This window comes from Paenibacillus sp. EKM212P (genome assembly GCF_011066115.1).
GTDB lineage: Bacteria > Bacillota > Bacilli > Paenibacillales > Paenibacillaceae > Paenibacillus > Paenibacillus polymyxa_B.
Window position 1 is genome coordinate 43,337 of record NZ_JAAMNR010000005.1, and the last position, 19,264, is coordinate 62,600.

Sequence of the window (19,264 nt, forward strand, 5' to 3'; positions counted from 1 at the left end):
CCTATGAAGAAATTAGAGCCCTGTTTCCATGAGATCCGTGAAAGCAGGTTGCTTATGTTGAATATAATGGATAAAAGTAGCCGTTAGTTCGGGATCGAATTGGCTACCCGAGCAAGCATGTAGTTCTTCAATGGCCTCCTCGAACGTTTTGGTGGGTTGATAGGGGCGCTCAGTTGTCATCGCATCAAAAGAGTCGATGATCGTCAGCATCCGACATAGACGTGGAATTTGCTCGCCCTTAAAGCCAAACGGATAGCCTCCTCCGTCATAACGTTCATGATGCAGCTCCACAAAAGGAACCAAATCTATGAATCGTTCGTTGGCTTCGACAATTCGTTTGCCCCACATGACATGCGCTTGCACCATCTGCCATTCCTCACCGGACAGCTTCTCTTTTTTATTGAGGATATTCCAGGGAATCTCCAGTTTACCAATGTCATGAATGAGGGCACCTAGTATGAAACGCCGCTTATCCTCTGGTCCGAGTTGAAGCACATCGCTCATGTCTGCTGCATATCTGAATACCCGTTTGGAATGCTTGAAAGTGTTAATATCCTTGTACAAGAACAAATTAAGCTGCTGTTCAAGATCACGAATATCCTGCCCCAGATCGACCTCGCGCTCCACTTCATTTAAACTTCCGTGCGTATGAACGATGTTTTTTCCCTGTTTCTTGGCGTAGTATAGGGCTTTATCCGCCAGATCGACCAGCTGTGATTTGTCGTAGATGTCAATGCGACTTTGTGCAATGCCTGCGGAGAAGGACAGACATCCGTGTGGAAAAATTTCAACACCCTCATAACGAGAATCATTTAATCTTTTTCGAATAGCATTAACTATTTCGTATGCTTGTTCAGCGGTATGATCGGGCATCAGCAGGGTGAATTCTTCTCCACCATAGCGGGATACGGTGATGTGGGTGCCGGAGGTTTCCTTTTTAAGAAACTCACCGAGAAATCCCAGTAGCTGATCGCCTTTGAGATGACCGAAATGATCATTGTATTTTTTGAAATCATCTATATCAATCAGAGCCAGACTGAGAGGAGTATTCTCGGATCTGGATATATTTAATTCAGCTTCAAGTGTATTTTCAAAGTAGCTGTGATTGTATAGCCCTGTTCTGCGATCCATGTTCGCTTTTTCTTCGATTTCCCGATACAGCGTGAACATTTGCTTGAATGCGTGAGACAGGAGCATGCTTAGCCCAAGGAACAGCAAAAGTCCTAAAATGCCATTGTCATAAATCAGTGTAGTCAATACCAAAGACAGAATGAGTGTACATAAGTATACGAGCAGAGATTCAGCCAAAAAAGCCTGTTTAAGCTCATTGAAGGACCCTTTGTATGCGATATAAAAGTAGATGCCCAGTGTGATGGTGTTCACCGCAAAGTAGCAAATCAACGCCAGCAGGTAGGAAACAAAATGATCTTGGTTTAAAGCTCCCTGCGTTCCGCCGCTTAGTTCAAATACGGTTGAAGACAGGGAAATGGAAAGGGCGTAAATGGAAAAATTGACGGTATGCTTCCACCAGGACAACTCTGTGTGCCGGAACATAGCGATGATTACATTTAACAGCAAAATTAGAATAGCAATTTCGGTGCCATGCACAAAAATACAAGCCAGATACACGGAGGAATCCATGGACTGCTTGTTACTGGCGGGGGGTAGCTGGAATGTAAAATGCTCCAGAATCAGAACGGCTCCCAATAGGGAATAGATCGTGACCCACTCTGTTGTTGTATAGTGCAAAAAGGACCATTGGTTCGTATACAAGAGGACGATCATGCCTACCATACATATGCAAAACACGTATATTCCCGTCGCGGTAACCCGTTCTTGCAGCTTTTTTATTATACTCATCATTTCTTCTCCTGCCTTGTCGTATCTTGATGTCAAAGCTACCAGGGGTGAATGGGATAATTTACAATTTTGTAATCGAAAATTTCACATGAAAAAACAGGCCGGAATCCAGCCTGTTTTGTTGAGCCTGTGCTTCCTTTTTTTCTTATCGGTGACTAGCCCCCGATTTTGTAACCGGAAGTCAAAGCAATAATGACAGAAGCCACGATAATAGCATTGATAATCACACGGGAGTATTTCAAGTTTTTCATAGGGTTCCCTCCCTTCCTTGGAATAAGGTGCGTACTAGGCGTGGTGGGGATTGGTTTCTTGCTGCTTATCCTTAGTTCTCTTCACGACCATAATGCTTTGGATAAACAGGAACATCCCGAAGTTCATGACCACATCTCCAATACTAATTACCTGCGTGCGGGGATAGGGCTTGGAGAGAGGAATAATGTCACCAAGCAATGATAGACGCGTGCTCGCATCCATCATGTAATGTTTCGAGATGACACTTCCGGATTTAAGCATATCTGTATAATAGGGACCCAGCACCTCCGAAGCGCTCAACGAGACCGGCATCCTGCCGCCATTCACCGCCATAACGATAAAATTCATCAATACGCCGATTATAATAAGCTTGAATCCCTTATGATGTCTGTTCAACCAGAGAAATATCAATCCAACCACGTAGACTCCCATAAATAGATACCCGTTAATGGCTGCCAGCCAAGCCCACTTTTCCTGGGCATAAAAAATAATGAATTGTACCAGTAGCAGCACAGGGAACATCCAGCCGGCTATAAGGCGAATTTGACTGAAACGGATCAGACCTTGCCGCCAGCCTCCTCTGAACAGACCTACAATGAGACCCAGTAGCACTCCATCATAGACCATTATCATTCTCCAGATTCCACAAATTTTTTTTTTTGGTTATCGTATAATTCGACCTGAAATTGGTAAATTCCTGCCTGATATATAGCAGTTTTGAAAAAAAATTGCGGATTAGCGTGTAATTATTCGAAGCTAGACGAAATGAGTGATATCATGATGTATTGAAGTGATTATTTATATTTTTGTGAAAAGGATGATTATTATTATGAACCGGTTATCCAATACTGTTATGGTTGCCGCAGATATGACCAAATCGCGAATATTATGGATCGCCTTTGTCCTGGGTGCATTGAGTGCTTTCGGGCCGTTGTCCATAGATATGTATTTGCCGTCGTTGCCTACATTAGCCGACAATTTGCATACGACCGCTTCGCTGGCACAGCTTAGTTTGACCGCCTGTCTGTTGGGATTGGCCGTTGGCCAGATCGTTGCTGGTCCGCTTAGCGACGTAAGGGGTCGCAGAGGACCGCTGGTGATCTCGCTCATTCTGTACGCTGCTGCTTCGCTGTTATGCGTATTTGCGCCGAATATCGGTATGCTCATTGCGCTTCGCTTTATTCAAGGGCTTACGGGATCGGCGGGGATCGTGATTTCTAGAGCTGTAGCCCGTGATCTTTACTCGGGCAAAGAGTTGACACGCTTTTTCTCACTGCTCATGCTGGTGAACGGCGTGGCACCCATTGCTGCACCAGTACTGGGCGGTGTCATATTGAACTTTGTTTCCTGGCGTGGTGTATTCATGGTGCTTTGTGTAGTCGGCGTGGTTATGCTGATTGCCGTCGTGTTGGGTTTGCCAGAAACGTTGGCAACTAACCGCCGCTCGTCCGGTGGCTTGAAGCAGACGCTGGGAACACTCGGTCATCTGTTTGCCGATCGACGCTTTATGGGCTATGCCCTCTCACAGGCGCTGATTACAGGAGCGATGTTCGCGTATATCGCTGGCTCACCATTCGTGCTTCAGGATATTTTCGGGGTTTCCCCTCAGACGTATAGCATCATTTTTGCAGTGAATGGTTTGGGGATTGTACTGTTTTCGCAGTTGACGGGTAGACTCGTAGGTCGCTTCAGCGAACGACAGTTACTCTTGTCGGGTCTGGTAATTGCGGCTGTAGCCGGAATCAGCTTGCTTACTGTAGCCTTTACCGGAGGCCAATTGTTTGCTGTTTTAGTTCCTCTGTTTTTTATCGTTTCCTGCGTAGGGATTGTAAGTACAACGACGACTTCATTGGCAATGCAGAGTCAGCAGCGCTCCGCAGGCAGTGCGTCCGCCATGCTTGGTTTGTTGCCTCTATTGCTGGGTTCCATCGCTTCACCGCTAGTAGGCTTGGGGAGTGGAACAACCCCCGTACCGATGGCGGTCGTTATAGCTATAGCCGAGATTGGCGCGCTATTAAGCTTTGTCGTACTTGCTAAGGGAGCACGCTCAAAAGTATAAAATAGGGCGAAAAAGTGACATTTTTCTGGAAGGTTGACATACCCCATGGGGGTATATTATGATAGGGGTATAACAAATGCATATATACACCACACAGGAGGCTGATGTATGGCTGAGGAGCAACCTGTTTCCCACACTGAAGTCCATGAGAATCACTGTGGAACAGACGGGGAAAAGACAGTTAGAAAAAGTCATCATTCGGCAGAGTTCAAGAACAGCCTCGTATCCCGGTTGAACCGTATTGAAGGTCAGGTTCGCGGAATTAAGGGCTTGATTGAGAAGGATACCTACTGTGACGATGTACTGAACCAGATTGCGGCTGTCCAGTCCGCACTGAATGGTGTCGGTAAGCTGCTGCTGGAAGGGCATATGAAAAGCTGTGTCATTGAGCGCATGCAGGCAGGAGAGCAGGAAGTGATTGACGAGCTGCTGGTTACGGTCAAAAAGCTAATCCGTTAAGAGTAGTATTCATACACATTATGGGTATTTAAGTACCCTGAGGAGGAAAAGAAAATGGCACAAGTTACATTGAACGTAGAAGGCATGAGCTGCAATCATTGCGTGAAGGCAGTAGAAGGAGCTTTGGAGAAAGTTGGCGCTACCGGCAAGGTCAGCCTCGAAACGAAACAAGTGAATGTAGAATATGACGAGTCCAAGCTGAACGTTGAGGCTCTGAAAACAGCCATTGAAGACCAAGGCTATGATGTTGTTTAAGCTGAAGTTGTTTTATGTGTGAACAGACTTGTTTCGAAGGAGAAGCTTCCATATTAGAAGCTTTTTCTTTTTGGATATGATATACCCCACTGGGGTATAGGAGGAGGGTTACCATGGAAAACCGTGCGACCGACGGTGACAAGCAGACAACGCTTCATATTACGGGGATGTCCTGTGCCGCTTGCGCAAGCCGTATTGAGAAAGGTTTAAATCGAATAGACGGTGTAGCACAGGCTAATGTAAATTTGGCTTTGGAGCAGGCGTCGATATCCTATGATCCCAAGCAGGTGGAGATCCCTGAGTTTCGTGATAAAATTGCTTCTCTTGGGTTTGGAACTGTAAGTGAAGAAGCCAATCTGAATGTAACGGGCATGACTTGCGCGGCCTGTGCAACCCGGATTGAAAAGGGATTGAATCGGATGCCTGGTGTAACAGGTGCCACGGTAAATTTGGCGATGGAAACAGCTCATGTGGAATATGCCGCGGGGAGTATTGCGGTTGGTGATCTGGTGAGCAAGATTGAACAGCTAGGCTACGGAGCGATCCCGCAAAGCGTTGAGGACAATATCGCGGATGTGCGCAGTAAGGATATCCATCGAAAAAAATGGAAGTGGATTGTGTCCGCAGTGCTGTCGTTTCCGTTGTTGTGGGCGATGGTGGCTCATTTTTCCTTTACATCATGGATTTATGTGCCGGAACTGTTCTTGAATCCCTGGTTCCAACTAGTGATGACAACGCCGATTCAGTTCGTCATTGGTTGGCAGTTTTATGTGGGTGCGTACAAAGCGCTTCGCAACAGAAGTTCGAATATGGATGTGTTAGTTGCACTGGGTACGTCGGCGGCTTATTTTTACAGTTTGTACCTTACTCTGCGTCCGTCTGATGTCATGGAGGGAATGGCGGGAATGCCTGTCATGACCATGCCAGAGCTGTATTACGAGACAAGCGCGGTGCTAATTACGCTTATTTTGGTTGGTAAATGGTTCGAAGCAGTAGCCAAAGGGCGTTCGTCCGAGGCGATCAAGAGCCTGATGAGTCTACAGGCGACAACGGCACGTGTAGTACGTGATGGACAAGAGCTTGATATACCGATCGAACAGGTACGTGTGAAGGATATCTTTATTGTACGACCCGGCGAGAAAATTCCTGTCGATGGTGTGGTCGTGGACGGACGTTCCGCAGTGGACGAATCCATGTTAAGTGGTGAGAGTCTTCCGGTTGAAAAAGAAGCAGGTTCCGCAGTTACAGGGGCGACGCTTAATAAAAACGGGGTACTACGTATTCAGGCTGAGCGTGTGGGTGGTGATACGGCGTTGTCCCGTATTATTAAGGTCGTGGAAGATGCGCAAAACTCTAAGGCCCCGATTCAGCGGATTGCGGATCAGATTTCCGGTATTTTTGTCCCCATTGTTGTTGCTATTGCTGTGTTAGCCTTTATTGTCTGGTTTTTCCTTGTGACGCCGACTGATTTTGCAGGCTCACTGGAGAAAATGATTGCAGTTCTCGTCATTGCTTGTCCTTGTGCGCTCGGATTGGCTACTCCAACGTCCATTATGGCAGGCTCGGGACGTGCCGCTGAATACGGTATTTTGTTCAAGGGCGGCGAGCATTTGGAAATGACCCGTTCAGTCAACGCCGTGGTATTGGATAAGACAGGTACAGTTACGAATGGCAAGCCAGAGCTGACGGATGTTATGGTTGGTGCAAGCGGCTTGGCTGAAAACGATTTGCTGCGGTTGCTCGGTGCAGCTGAAAAAAGCTCGGAGCATCCGTTGGCGGAAGCCATTGTAAAGGGGATTGCAGATCGAGGAATTGAGCTGGTAGGGCCGACAGATTTTGAAAATATTCCGGGTTATGGTGTGAAGGCGCATGTGGAAGGTAAGCAGGTATTGGCGGGTACACGCCGATTGATGAGCAGGGAAGGCATCGCGATAGATGACTCAGCCGAGCAGTATATGAATGAGCTGGAAAACGCAGGGAAAACCGCGATGCTTGTTGCTGTGGACGGTTCCTATGCCGGACTGGTGGCCGTGGCGGACACGATTAAAGAAACGTCACGGGAGGCCGTTGCCCGTCTGCGGGCGATGAACATTGAAGTCATCATGATTACGGGTGACAATGAACGGACTGCGCGGGCTGTTGCCGCCGAGGCCGGAATTGAACGAGTGCTGGCGGAGGTGCTGCCTGAAGGAAAGGCTGAGGAAGTGAAACGGCTTCAGGAACAAGGCATGATCGTAGCTATGGTTGGGGATGGTATTAACGATGCGCCTGCGCTGGCTACTGCTAATATTGGGATGGCGATGGGCACGGGAACGGATGTGGCCATGGAGGCGGCGGATATTACCCTCATGCGTGGCAACCTGAACAGCATTCCTGACGCGATCGAAATGAGCCGCCGGACTATGACAAACATACGGCAAAATCTGTTTTGGGCGCTCGGTTATAACGTGATCGGTATTCCGATTGCCGCTTTGGGCTTCCTTGCTCCATGGTTGGCGGGAGCAGCCATGGCATTTAGCTCTGTTTCGGTTGTGCTGAATGCACTGCGTCTCCAACGGGTAAAGCTGTAAATGTATGGATGCACCAGCAGGATAGCGTGCTGTCGGACATCTGTTGCGAGATAAAGTTATTATCAGAGTATAGAGCAAGTACGCACAATTGGTTTTCTGCGTGCTTGCTTTTTGTTGTGTTTGTTTTTTTAAACCATACTGTTAACCTTCGTCACGTCAGGTTGCTTATCATTCACGAAAGTTCCATAATATTTGTAGGAGTGCCATGCAAGCATGCAAGAACTTCTTCGTATACTCACAGCTTGAAGTAGATAAAGAGCTTATATTATGGATTAGGAGAGTGAAGCAGTCATGAATGATACGATTTCCTTGTTGATGAATCACCGGTCTGTGCGAAAGTTCAAGTCAGACGCCGTTACCGACGAGCAGCTCGCAGCTATTGTGGCAGCTGGCCAAATGGCATCCTCGTCCAGCAATGTGCAGGCATATACCGTTATTGCTGTTACCGAGCCTTCTTTAAAAACAAAACTGGCCGAGTTGGCAGGAGGGCAGGCTTACGTTGAGCAATGCCCCGCGTTTCTGGTATGGTGCGCAGATCTGTACCGTTTGAAGCAGGTGACGATTCACCACCAGCCAGGCCAGCCTTCCTACGAAGGGTCCGTCGAAAATTATACGGTTGCCACCATTGATGCCGCGTTAGCTGCACAAAATGCAGCGGTAGCCGCTGAATCACTGGGCCTGGGCATTGTCTACATTGGCGGCATTCGTACTAAAATAGCAGAGGTATCTGAGTTATTAGGCTTGCCGGAGCTGGTGTATCCAGTGTTCGGTATGTGTATTGGTGTACCAGATCAGGAAACGGGCTTGCGCCCACGTCTTCCGCTGTCCGGTGTTTTGCATATGAACGGCTACGACAAAAATCAGACGATGAAGGCTGTAGAGGTATACGACCACACATCAGCCGAATATCTGAAGGAGCGTACGGACGGTCAACGCTCTACGCCATGGTCTGAGCAAATGGCCGCGAGACTGACCGAGCCAGCACGTTTGCAGTTGAAGCCATTTTTGGAACAGAAGGGTTTCTTGAAGCAATAAAAGCTGAGTAGCGACGAAAAACTCTGCAAAATACAAGAGCCTCCTTTATTTACGCATGATGAAGTCCCGCGTAAATAAGGAGGTTCTTTGCTTTAGTTGCATGTTGTGGTTGTAAACCCTCCAGTTAGTAAATAGCTGGTATCCTTTATCAATCAGATAGTGAGTAAAAGCGTCTCGTATTTTCATGAAATAATTGACGGACGGCAGATTCATCTTGATGGGTCAGCTTGCTATACGCGCGAATGACGTTGGCAGTCATCCGTGGATGTGTCTGTTGTCCGGTAAAAGGCCCCTCGAACGGCCAGGGACCATCTGTCTCTGCCATGATCTGATCAGACGGATACTGTCTTGCCAAACTGCGGATCTCTTCTTCGTACAGGAGATCCGGTGTGAAGGAGACATAATAGCCGTTCCGCGCCATACGTTCGGTTGTGGCGGCAGAGCCTTTAAACCAGTGAAAATGCGCCTGCGTGACGCTGTGACGTTCCAGAAGGTCACAGGCGATGTCTGCATCCTCATAAACGGCGTGTAGGATAATGGGCTTGTTATGCTTGCTTGCAAACTGGATAAAACGCTCCAGCAGCGCTATGTAGGGAGCGAGGTCAAAAGGTGAACCGCTCTGTGAGGCTTCCAGCCGATTGTAATAGGGCAAGCCGACTTCACCCACGGCGACCATCTGCTGTATATGTTCGTCCATCCAGTCGAATAAGAGGTCAAGCTCAGCTTGCGGTGGAAGAGCCTGTTCGGGATGAAAGCCAAAGGCTGGCCGTACCAGCCCGGGGTAACGCTCAGCTAACCGTAGATTGGCTCGGCTGGAGCCCAGATGCATCGACACGGCTATCACGGCTTGGACGCTGCTATCGGCAAGTGAAGCGAGCAATAACTCCTGTTGTTCAGGCGGGTAGCTGTCTACATGAATATGCGCGTCGATCAATGGAGCGGGCTCAATTGCGGTCAAATCCAAGCCTGGCTTTGTTTGGCTGTTCCATTTCAATGCACATCGAACTTTTACGTCACTCATGTCGATTCAATCCATCTTCCGGGATATTCTTGTGGACGCTCTGAGCATTGTCCATGTCGCCGTCCAGTTTGTACTTTTCCACGCGCATCCAGCTGGTCATGGTCCTCTTCCATTCAATAAAGAGCGGATCGAGGGTGATTTCTTCCCTACGCGGGCGGGGAAAAGGGACATCTACGACATGCACCACCGAAGCAGGTCGCGCCGACAGCACATAGATGCGGTCGGAGAGCAGCAGTGCTTCTTCAATGCTGTGGGTAATAAACAGCACAGAACGGCGGTTCTTTTCCCACATCCGTAATAACCATTGCTGCATGTCTGCACGTGTCAGCGCATCGAGTGCGCTGAACGGCTCATCCAGCAGCATTAATTCCTGCGGGCTGAGTAGTGCTCGTAGAAAGGCTGCGCGCTGTTGCATTCCACCAGACAGCGTATGTGGATACGCCTTGGCGAATTTACCAAGTCCAACCTGTTCGAGCCATTGCAAGGCTTCTTTGCGACGCTCGCGTTCACTGGCGTACTCAGGGGGGACTGCTGTAGTTTTACGTGGAGCATTTTCCTGCCCAAGCAGTACGTTGTCCAGCGTGGCACGCCACGGAAAAAGGGCGGGCTGCTGCGGCATATAGCTGATATGCCCACGTTCACCAGTCATGTCCCGTCCGTGCATACGGATACGTCCCTGCTGGGGTTTGAGTAGCCCGCCGATGATGTGAAATAGCGTGCTTTTGCCGCTGCCTGACGGACCGATGAGGGAAACGAATTCTCCTGGATTGACTGTGAGGGATACATCCTGCAGTACGGGCAGTAAGCTTCGCTTTTCGCGGAAGGCGAGGCTGATCCCGTCCAATTCCAAAGCAGGAGGAGCAGTTGAAGGACTTTGTTGTTCCCCGGCTCGTTGTTCATTAGCCACGTTGTGTGATGATAAGTCAATCGGATGCAGACTCATACGCGCCACGTCCTTTCTTTGCTGTATTTAATTCAAGGAGGAAGCTACTCTCGATCGGGTTTCCAGCGAACCAACCATTTCTCCAGTAGTACAATAACCACAAACATGAGTAAGCTGAGTGCAACAATAATGCCGATGGCAGCAAAAATGAGGTCCGTCCGATAGGCCGATTTTTGCAGCAGCATATAATATCCAATTCCTTCACTAGCTCCGATCCATTCGGCAATGATCGCGCCCATCACACTGTAGGTAGCAGCAATTTTAACGCCAGAAAAGACTTGCGGCAGGGAATGTGGCAGCTCCAGCTTCATAAAAATAGCCATGCGGCTTGCACCCGACATCCGCATATAGTTCATCATCGTACGGTCTGTTCGAGTCAACCCGTCCATGGCCGCTACAGCCACGGGAAAAAAGCATACTAAAGTAATGACCATAAGCTTGGGCAGCACGCCAAAACCAAACCATACCATGAGCAACGGACCCAGGGCGATGATCGGAATGTTTTGGCTCAGGATAAGCAGCGGATACAGGGCGGATTTGAGAAAAGGAATCGTATGAAGAACGATGGCAATCAACAGTCCCGTTGCTGTCCCTATAGCAAATCCCGCAAGCGTTAGGCGAATCGTAGCCCATGTATGGGTGCCAAGCAACGCCGATTGCGCCATGCCCTCTTGTACGATGAGGGATGGAGCTGGCAGCAGCCAGGATTCAATATGTAAATAGGAAACCGCCCCCTGCCAGGCCGTTAAAAAGAAGAGGACCGCCACAAGGGGCGGCCATACGCTTTTCCACCAGGATGCGTTCTTGTCTTTCGGATTCATGGGCGATATTTCTCGGTCAGCTTGTTCATGCTGATGCCTTGTGGGTTATGTGCGATTTTGATCTGTGAAATGACGCTGGGACTGCCCGCTTCCGTCAAAGCCTCGTGCATTTCTTTAACCACTTTCAGCAACTCGTCGAGCTCGCCCTCCATGGTCGTATCCAATGGATTCACCTGATGTTTGACGCCGGAGCGCTGAATGACCTCAATCGCCTTATCTACATACGGGTAAGAGTCCTCGTTATTAGGAGTTTTAGGGATTACTTGAATACTAAGCAGTGTGTTAGCCATGAAAATTCACCTGTCCTTTATTGTTTAAGTTATAGGAAAATAAATTGGTTTAAGGCGGGTGAGACCGCTCCGCGTTTCATTTGATCTTACGATCGCTGTTGCCGTGGGTTTCTTTGAATGAATTTTAAAAGGTAAGAATCCCACGGCAAAGGCGAGCGCTGCGCTTCTCCAGATTCAAATGAACCGCTACGCTGCCAACCGCCTTAAAAGCACCTTAGTTTTTGATAGGTTGTGTGGCATTTTTACACACAAGCGCATCTGTTTTTGCGCTTTAGATACTATGAGACTAAAGAATAAACCAAGTGGAACGAGAACGAAGTGGGCGGAATGGTGCTGTACAAGCGTTAACATTCGCCTTTGTACCCAGATTTCAACTTCTGGATATTCATAAAAGAAATCTGGGTACAACAGCGATGGGAGGCACCATCCGACTGCGTAGTGGCGCTTCGTTCACTTCTCTAGTTCAGTCTTATTTAGTGGTTTAACAAATGATCAACGCTTGGGCAAGAAGTCGTTTGTGAAGGCTTTATCCACTTCCAAAGGCTTGCTGAGCAGCTTGCGTTCGTACATCCAGTCCGAATAGTTTTGCCATACCTCCGCTTTTTGCACACCCCATTGCGCGGCATCGTCCTGATAACGCAGGCTTAGCCATTTTTGGCTGGCAAGTACCAGTTTTTTATCCAGCTCCGGTACAGCTTTGCTTAAGATGTCCGCGGCTTCTTCTGGATGGGCGATAGTGTATTCATAGCCTTGTGCGGTAGCGTCCATGAACGCTTTGACCAGTTCTGGATCATTTTTTATTGTCTGTTCGTTGCTCACAATTACAGGTGTATAGTAATCGAGGCTTTTGGAATAATCTTTTACATACAGCATATCCAATGGCTCACCTCGAAGCTGGGCCTCAATTCCGGTCCATGCGTAGAAAATCCAGGCAAAGTCGATATCTCGCTTCACGGCTGTAAAATAGTCTGCATTGCCCATGTTGACGATCTTCACTTTGCTCACATCGCCTTTGTCTGAATCCATGATGGATTTCATGACCGCTTCTTCTACGGGAGAGCCCCAACCGCCGTATTTTTTACCTTCAAAATCTTTGGGGCTCTTAATTCCGCGATCTACTGGGGCTGCGAAGCCTGAGGTATTATGCTGAATCACCGCAGCGATGGAAACAAGCGGCACGCCTTGCATACGAGCCTGTGTGACGCCTTCTTGGTAGCTGATACCAAAAGGTGCAGCATTAGAGGCAACCATTTGATCGGCTCCGCCTGAACCAGGTTGAATAATTTGGACATTCAAACCCGCTTTTTCGTAAAATCCTTTGTCCTTGGCAACATAGAGTCCCGTATGATTCGTATTGGGTGTCCAGTCGAGCACGACTTTAACATCTTTGAGCTCCTTTGCCGGAGTAGACGTTTGAGTGTTGGTAGCGGGAGCCGCTTCTTGGGATGTGGAGGGACTTCCACCGCAAGCGGTCAGGGTCAGGGCCATGAGCCACAGACTGATCAGTCCCAGGCTTAACATTTTCATGCGCTTCATCGTTGTGTTCTCTCCTTTAATTACCCGTTATCCGTCCAATCAGACAGCTTAGGTTTCCCATTTTCATAAAAATAACATCTGCCGGACGCGATCTTTCCAACAACTTAATCTTCAACAAAAAAGCGCCCCGAGGTTCCGGGACGCTTGCGCTTGTATATACCAAAGTAAGGGATGGTCCTATGTAAAAAAGGCACATCTTGCTTAAGCATTCCTACGCTGGCATTACCCAGATCAGGTTGTAAGGGTCAGTGTCTTGGGACACACTCTCAGCCGGCCGATTCCAGCACCCCTGGCATTGTATGGTTTAATGGGTTCATTTATTCGGGTTTACTACGACGATTATATGCCTTGAATGCGGGTCTGTCCAGCATGGAGGAAGAGAAGACGGTTCATTTGCCGAACGACAGGGTACACTTTTACTGTGAGCTTTGATCTGAAAATGAGTATGCATCAATCCGATCTGATCGGGTCATGTTATTTTCAGAACAGCTGCGCAGGTAGGTTCAGATGGGCTGGTGCCCAATGGCATGGCCGTAGAGAATTCTAATTCGTGAAAAGGAGTTGTTGTACTGTGGGTAAAACGGAAACATTGGATCGTAGCCAACTAGAACAAGCCATTGTGAAGGCTTTGGATAACAACAAATTTTGCTCGTTAGGTACGGTAGAGGGTGGCAAACCGAAAGTACGCTATATGGCCCTTTTTAACGATGGAATGAACATTCATCTGGCGACAGATCGTAAAACGCATAAAGTGGATGAGCTAAAGGATAATCCGAATGCTTATCTGCTGCTGGGTTATGAAGTTGGCGGTACAAAGGAAGTCGTAGAAGTGGAGGCTACTGTCCAGATTACAGCTGATGAGGGGCTACGCAAACAAGTGTGGAACGATTCCTTGAAGGAATGGTTTTCCGGACCGGATGATCCCGATTATGTCATTCTGGACGTGAATCCGACTCGCATTGAGTATGTGGGTCAGCAAACGGAGCGCCAAGTGTGGAATAAATAATGAGAATATAAATGGATAAACCAGTGAATCTCCGAGTTTTTTAGGAGGTTTGCTGGTTTTTTATTTTTGAGAAAATTAATTATTTTTTCATAAATAATTTAAGTAAATGACTACTCTTTTGTCTGGCGTTGGATTAAAATAGAAATGGTGGGTTCAAGGCTTACATATATGTGCAAAAGTATGTATATGAGGCATACACCTTAATGAGGAGGGGTATATTTTGTTATTTCGTAAAAATTGGTTTAAAGGGTTTACAGCAGCCGTTGTAGCTTGTAGCATGCTGGTGTTTTCAGCCGCTCCAACCTGGGCAGCTAGCAATTCTCGCGATAGCGCTACAGTGAATTTGCGGATCATGGAAACAACGGATATTCATGCATCCCTGATGAACTACGATTACTATTCGGACAAAGAAACCAACGAATATGGCCTGATTAGCACAGCCAGTTTGATCCAACAGGCGCGTAGTGAAACGAGAAACAGCATGCTGTTCGATAACGGTGATTTGCTGCAGGGCAATCCATTAGGCGATTATATGGCCAGAAATAAAACCTTCGAGAAAGAGGGCGGTGTCCATCCGGTCTACAAGATGATGAACTTGATGGGCTATGATGCGGCGACAGTGGGCAACCACGAATTCAACTACGGCCTCGACTTTCTGGAGAAATCGCTCAAGGGAGCCGATTTTCCTTACGTAAATGCGAATGTTTATGTTGATAAGGGGGGGCAAGCTACTAAAAATTATTTTACCCCTTATCGAATTCTTGATAAAACGGTAACGGATGAGAAAGGTGAAGAGCATGCGCTCAGAGTGGGTGTCATCGGCTTGGTCACACCTCAAATTATGCAGTGGGATGAAGCCAATTTGAAGGATAAGGTCGTTACGAAGGATATTGTGGAAACGGCGAAAAAGTTTATTCCTCAAATGAAAACGGAAGGTGCTGACATTATTGTCGTGCTTGCGCATACGGGTTATGAGGATGTGCCACAAACGCCAATGATGGAGAATGCCGTTAAATATTTGAGCCAGGTGGACGGAATTAACGCTATTCTGTTTGGGCATGCTCATAAATCTTTCCCAGGTCCTGATTTTAAAGAAATGAAGGGCGTAGATCTGGATAAGGGAACCATTAATGGCGTGCCGGCTGTGGAAGCTTCTTCATGGGGCAAGGAGCTGGGAATTATTGACCTGAGCCTGGAAAAGAAAAAAGATGAGTGGCACGTAACGAATTCTCAGTCTGAAGTGCGTCCGGTTGTGAGTACCACAAACCAGGCTGTGCAGTTTACTCCTGACTACAAACTGACAGATTCGATCAAGGAAGAGCATAAAGGAACGCTGGATTATATTCGTCAACCTGTTGGAACAACGACTGCACCGATTACCAGCTATTTTGCATTAGTGCAGGACGACCCTTCCATTCAAATTGTGACGAATGCACAGAAATGGTATGTGCAAAACCATCTTAAAGGAACTGAATACGAAAAACTTCCAGTATTGTCGGCAGGCGCTCCATTCAAGGCCGGTGGTCGAAACGGAGCCGAGTATTACACCAATATTCCTGAAGGTACGGTAGCGATTAAAAACGTGTCCGACCTGTATGTGTACCCGAACACGGTTCATGCTGTAGAAGTGACCGGTGCTGAAATTCAGGAATGGCTGGAGTGGTCTGCGGGTCAGTTCAACCGTATTGATCCAAAGCAAACTGAAGAGCAATCGCTGATCAACAAAGATTTCCCAACCTACAATTTTGATGTTATTGACGGTGTGAACTACCAGATTGATGTAACTCAGCCTGCACGATATGATGCCAAGGGAACGATTATTGATTCTTCAGCGCATCGCATCAAGGATCTGCAATACAATGGAAAGGCTATTGATCCTGCGCAGAAATTTATTGTAGCCACCAATAACTATCGTGCTTCCTCATCCAAACTGGCCAACCCAGATGGCAAACGAATTGTGATGGCAGCACCGGATGAAAGTCGTCAAGTCGTTATTGACTATATCCGTACGAACGGAACGATTAATCCATCGGCGGATGGCAACTGGTCTATTGCTCCTTTTGGTCAGGCAAAGGTTACTTTCGAGTCCTCTCCTGATGCCAAAGACGTGCTGGCAGGAAATCAACAAATTTCATTCTTGAGCAGCGCGGCAGACGGCTTTGCCAAATACAGCTTAAAAGCTGGCGCTAAGCCTAGTGCAGCAACGACTCCTGTAAAGGAAGCTGTGGCTCCCGCGAAAGCAACAGCAAAGCCAGCTGTTAAAACGACCAAACCCGCGACTGTTAAACCAGCTAAAACAACGAAGCCAAAGGCGTCCAAATAACTTCGAACTTTAGTTTTTAATCAATATCAGAATGAAGCAGCAAGTCTCTTTAACCAAGAGATTTGCTGTTTTTTTTAATGCCAAAAACAACAGCCCCCGAATTTATCATGAGTGCAAAAAGTTTTCTGTTTTTGTCGAATATACACTTAAGTCCTAAGTAGTCGTTAAGAATAAGCTAGTTTTTTGTAAAAACACGTAGTTATATAGTACTTTTGTTCTAGTTATTTGTGATATAATGGTGAAAAAACCGGAAAATTGTTCCGAGGAGGACCATTATGACATGCAGCAATTGCAGCATCATATTACCTATTAAGGATCAAGGATTTCTCAGAATTAGGCATTCCAGGGTGTCGCTTACTCCAGCATTAGATGGTTTGGGTATGCTATCGGAACAAATGAAGCAGGAACATGAGCGTGAGGGTGGCATAGAGTTTCGCTATGACAGCCGTTCAGAGCTGGAACAGCTGGTTAACGGACTGGCTCGTCTGCCGCAGGAATACTTGAACCATATGCAAATTGTGGTGACCGGCTTGCATCATGTCGAAGGATATGAGGACTGGCTTTTATTTAGTCAATTGCAAGCCAGACTGCAACATCCGGATATCGTCAATATCATTAAGGATCAAAGTTTTTCCAGCCATATGCAACCTATTGTTGACCATAAGTTGGATATTATCGGGTTTGAGTTTTTACTGCGTCCGTCACATGCGGAGAGACCATTTCAGCCTTTCCGACTGTTTGAAATCGCCCGTGAAGCTGGTTTGCATGCTCATCTGGATCGCTCGGCTCGTATTTCCGCTATTGAAAAAAGTGCAACATGCCTTCCGGCGGGAATTAAACGTTTTATTAACTTTCTCCCTTCGACCATTTATAATCCGGCTTATTGCTTGAATCACACCTTTGAGACGATTGATCAGTTATCCATGAATACGAAGGATTTTGTATTTGAGGTCGTAGAAACGGAAGAAATAGACGACCTTAATTTTTTGCATCATATCTTTGATCAATATCGCAATCGAGGAGTTTCGGTAGCCCTGGACGATGTGGGGGCAGGTTATTCTACGACAGAGCTTATGAATTGCCTTCAGCCGGATTATGTTAAAATTGACCGCAGTATAATTGACGGCTGTCATAGTAACAGTGATCAGAAGCGGCAAATTACAGGGATTGTAGAATCGGCTTTTCGTTTTGGAGGCCAAGTGTTGGCTGAAGGCGTAGAGCAGATGGAGGATTTTGAATTTTGCCGTGAAGCAGGTGTATCACTGGCTCAGGGTTATTTGTTTGGCAAGCCGGAGCCCGGTCCGCCCTCTAATTTTATACTTAGTAGCGTAATATAGTCAGGAACAATTTTAAGTAGACGTAGTTTATAAAAATTGGAGCTTAAATAAGGCTGTGGCATAAGCAAATTCCAATTCTATTGGACAGTGCTTATATCACCATTAATGTAAAAAAACGCGAGTTGCAGAGGTTATCTCACCTTTGCAACTCGCGTTTTTTGGTCATGCTTGCCCACCTGAGCAAGTTCTGGACAAGCGAAGCCACCCAGTCTCGAATTTACTTGGTAAGGAACGTTAAAAGCCTGGAACAGTTTACGACCATTTTTATTTTTAAAGTAAAGATTGACGTTTTGAAGACAATTGGATACAGTGTATTACATAGGAAACAGTGTTTCTTGTGTAATACACTGTATCCATACTAGGTAAAAAGTTTAACATTACAGGGAGGACAACCAAAATGAAAGCAGTGCAACTGAAAAATGGTTTTGGCTTTGAAGAGTTAACCTTGACGGAACTTGACATACCGGTGCCAGGACGGTTGGAAGTTCTGATCCGCATAAGGGCAGCGTCTCTGAATTACCGGGATTTGGTAATCATTAACGGAGTAATGCCAATCGGCATTCAATTTCCCTTCATTCCGTTATCTGATGGAGCGGGTGAAATTGTAGCTGTGGGCGAAGGGGTGACAAAATTTCAGATTGGACAAAGGGTAGCGGCAAATTTACAACAGAAATTCATTGGCGGGAGCACGAGAGCGGAGGTCTTAAAGGACAGTCTGGGAGGCCCGCTCAGTGGAGTGGCGTCTGAATATATCGTTCTGCATGAAGAAGGGGTCGTCGCCATTCCGGATCACCTTTCTTGGGAGGAGGCTTCCACCTTGCCGATTGCAGCATTAACCGCATGGAGCATGCTGATGGAATCCGGCGGGCTGCGAGCGGGGGATACGGTGCTCTTGCAAGGAACAGGCGGTGTTTCCATCTTTGGGCTTCAATTCTCTCTGATGGCGGGAGCAAGGGTAATTATCACATCGAGCAGCAATGACAAGCTGGAACGGGCAAAGGATCTCGGCGCATGGCAGACAATCAACTATTCGGAAGTTCCCGAGTGGGATAAGGTGGCTCTGGAGCTGACAGACGGCGGAGTCGACCATGTCCTGGATGTAGGGGGAGCGGCAACAATGGCGCAATCCATCAATGCACTTCGTACCGGAGGGACTGTGAACATGGTCGGCTTCTTATCGGGCTTGACTATTCCTGAGTTCGATGTCACCAGCATTTTGCAGAAGGCTGCGACGATTCGCGGCAGCCAAGTCGGTAACCGGGAACATTTCGAAAATATGAATCGTGCCATTTCCCGCCATCGTTTACATCCTGTCATTGACCGGGTATTCCCGCTCAGCCGAATCGGCGAAGCCTTCGCACTTTTGGCTGAAGGAAAACAGTATTTCGGTAAAATCGTCGTTCAAATATAAATGAGCATTTTGCATAAATCCCAAGAGCGATTTCAAATCAGCAATATATAGATCGAAACGGTTTAGTTCGTCTATATAGTGTACTT

17 protein-coding genes and 1 riboswitch are annotated in these 19,264 nt (G+C 47.2%); of the genes, 10 read left to right on the forward strand and 7 right to left on the reverse strand.

All coding sequences use genetic code 11. The annotated features are described in order from the left end of the window. Window positions 1–12 precede the first annotated feature (12 nt). On the reverse strand, window positions 13–1,863 hold the full coding sequence (locus tag G9G54_RS15785) for a bifunctional diguanylate cyclase/phosphohydrolase (RefSeq protein WP_165178788.1): 1,851 nt from the start codon (window positions 1,861–1,863) through the stop codon (window positions 13–15). 282 nt (window positions 1,864–2,145) lie between these two features. Next, the gene (locus G9G54_RS15790; RefSeq protein WP_039270279.1) at window positions 2,146–2,739 is read right to left on the reverse strand and encodes a DUF5317 domain-containing protein; all 594 of its coding nucleotides are present in this window, start codon (window positions 2,737–2,739) and stop codon (window positions 2,146–2,148) included. Window positions 2,740–2,941: 202 nt separating this feature from the next. Here G9G54_RS15790 and G9G54_RS15795 point away from each other — a divergent pair, with 202 nt between their 5' ends. The 5 genes from G9G54_RS15795 (at window position 2,942) to nfsA (ending at window position 8,490) form a co-directional block, all read left to right on the forward strand. Further along, window positions 2,942–4,171 (forward strand): multidrug effflux MFS transporter, encoded by a 1,230-nt coding sequence (locus G9G54_RS15795; RefSeq protein ID WP_165178789.1) that lies wholly within the window; start codon window positions 2,942–2,944, stop codon window positions 4,169–4,171. Between the two features lie 108 nt (window positions 4,172–4,279). Then, complete coding sequence (locus G9G54_RS15800; RefSeq protein WP_013308456.1) at window positions 4,280–4,630, forward strand: metal-sensitive transcriptional regulator; 351 nt, start codon at window positions 4,280–4,282, stop codon at window positions 4,628–4,630. A gap of 54 nt (window positions 4,631–4,684) precedes the next feature. Next, on the forward strand, window positions 4,685–4,885 hold the full coding sequence (locus G9G54_RS15805) for a copper ion binding protein (protein ID WP_013308457.1): 201 nt from the start codon (window positions 4,685–4,687) through the stop codon (window positions 4,883–4,885). 113 nt (window positions 4,886–4,998) lie between these two features. Continuing rightward, entirely contained in the window at window positions 4,999–7,455 is a 2,457-nt protein-coding gene (locus G9G54_RS15810; RefSeq protein WP_165178790.1) for a heavy metal translocating P-type ATPase, read from the forward strand. A 291-nt stretch (window positions 7,456–7,746) separates the two neighbouring features. Then, on the forward strand, window positions 7,747–8,490 hold the full coding sequence (gene nfsA, locus G9G54_RS15815; protein WP_165178791.1) for an oxygen-insensitive NADPH nitroreductase: 744 nt from the start codon (window positions 7,747–7,749) through the stop codon (window positions 8,488–8,490). A gap of 148 nt (window positions 8,491–8,638) precedes the next feature. On the opposite strand, the gene G9G54_RS15820 is transcribed toward nfsA, so the two are convergent. Genes G9G54_RS15820 through G9G54_RS15835 form a run of 4 tightly spaced genes read right to left on the reverse strand, consistent with a single transcriptional unit; the run spans window position 8,639 to window position 11,565 of the window. Further along, window positions 8,639–9,511, reverse strand: coding sequence for a TatD family hydrolase (locus tag G9G54_RS15820; RefSeq protein WP_165178792.1), 873 nt, complete (start codon window positions 9,509–9,511; stop codon window positions 8,639–8,641). Next, window positions 9,504–10,454, reverse strand: a complete 951-nt coding sequence (locus tag G9G54_RS15825) for an ABC transporter ATP-binding protein (protein WP_165178793.1) — start codon at window positions 10,452–10,454, stop codon at window positions 9,504–9,506. The genes G9G54_RS15820 and G9G54_RS15825 overlap by 8 nt, the downstream gene beginning before the upstream one ends. Before the next feature lie 44 nt (window positions 10,455–10,498). Then, window positions 10,499–11,275 carry an ABC transporter permease gene (locus G9G54_RS15830; RefSeq protein WP_165178794.1) on the reverse strand — a complete coding sequence of 259 codons (777 nt, stop codon included), beginning with the start codon at window positions 11,273–11,275 and terminating at the stop codon, window positions 10,499–10,501. Further along, complete coding sequence (locus G9G54_RS15835; protein ID WP_016818835.1) at window positions 11,272–11,565, reverse strand: MTH1187 family thiamine-binding protein; 294 nt, start codon at window positions 11,563–11,565, stop codon at window positions 11,272–11,274. Before G9G54_RS15835 ends, G9G54_RS15830 begins: the two co-directional genes overlap by 4 nt. 302 nt (window positions 11,566–11,867) lie before the next feature. On the opposite strand from G9G54_RS15835, the gene G9G54_RS15840 reads away from it, so the two are divergent. Next, complete coding sequence (locus G9G54_RS15840) at window positions 11,868–12,050, forward strand: hypothetical protein (RefSeq protein ID WP_165178795.1); 183 nt, start codon at window positions 11,868–11,870, stop codon at window positions 12,048–12,050. 7 nt (window positions 12,051–12,057) lie between these two features. On the opposite strand, the gene G9G54_RS15845 is transcribed toward G9G54_RS15840, so the two are convergent. Further along, the gene (locus G9G54_RS15845) at window positions 12,058–13,101 is read right to left on the reverse strand and encodes an ABC transporter substrate-binding protein (protein ID WP_165178796.1); all 1,044 of its coding nucleotides are present in this window, start codon (window positions 13,099–13,101) and stop codon (window positions 12,058–12,060) included. A 191-nt stretch (window positions 13,102–13,292) separates the two neighbouring features. Next, window positions 13,293–13,402: riboswitch (TPP riboswitch) on the reverse strand. 270 nt (window positions 13,403–13,672) lie between these two features. Here G9G54_RS15845 and G9G54_RS15850 point away from each other — a divergent pair. The 4 genes from G9G54_RS15850 (at window position 13,673) to G9G54_RS15865 (ending at window position 19,178) form a co-directional block, all read left to right on the forward strand. After that, window positions 13,673–14,107: a pyridoxamine 5'-phosphate oxidase family protein gene (locus G9G54_RS15850; protein WP_061831133.1), complete on the forward strand. Its 435-nt coding sequence runs from the start codon at window positions 13,673–13,675 to the stop codon at window positions 14,105–14,107. A 220-nt stretch (window positions 14,108–14,327) separates the two neighbouring features. Beyond that, on the forward strand, window positions 14,328–16,430 hold the full coding sequence (locus G9G54_RS15855; protein ID WP_165178797.1) for a bifunctional 2',3'-cyclic-nucleotide 2'-phosphodiesterase/3'-nucleotidase: 2,103 nt from the start codon (window positions 14,328–14,330) through the stop codon (window positions 16,428–16,430). Window positions 16,431–16,705: 275 nt separating this feature from the next. Then, window positions 16,706–17,767 carry an EAL domain-containing protein gene (locus G9G54_RS15860; RefSeq protein ID WP_165178798.1) on the forward strand — a complete coding sequence of 354 codons (1,062 nt, stop codon included), beginning with the start codon at window positions 16,706–16,708 and terminating at the stop codon, window positions 17,765–17,767. A 397-nt stretch (window positions 17,768–18,164) separates the two neighbouring features. Next, window positions 18,165–19,178 (forward strand): zinc-dependent alcohol dehydrogenase family protein, encoded by a 1,014-nt coding sequence (locus tag G9G54_RS15865; RefSeq protein ID WP_061831136.1) that lies wholly within the window; start codon window positions 18,165–18,167, stop codon window positions 19,176–19,178. The last annotated feature ends 86 nt before the right edge of the window (window positions 19,179–19,264 follow it).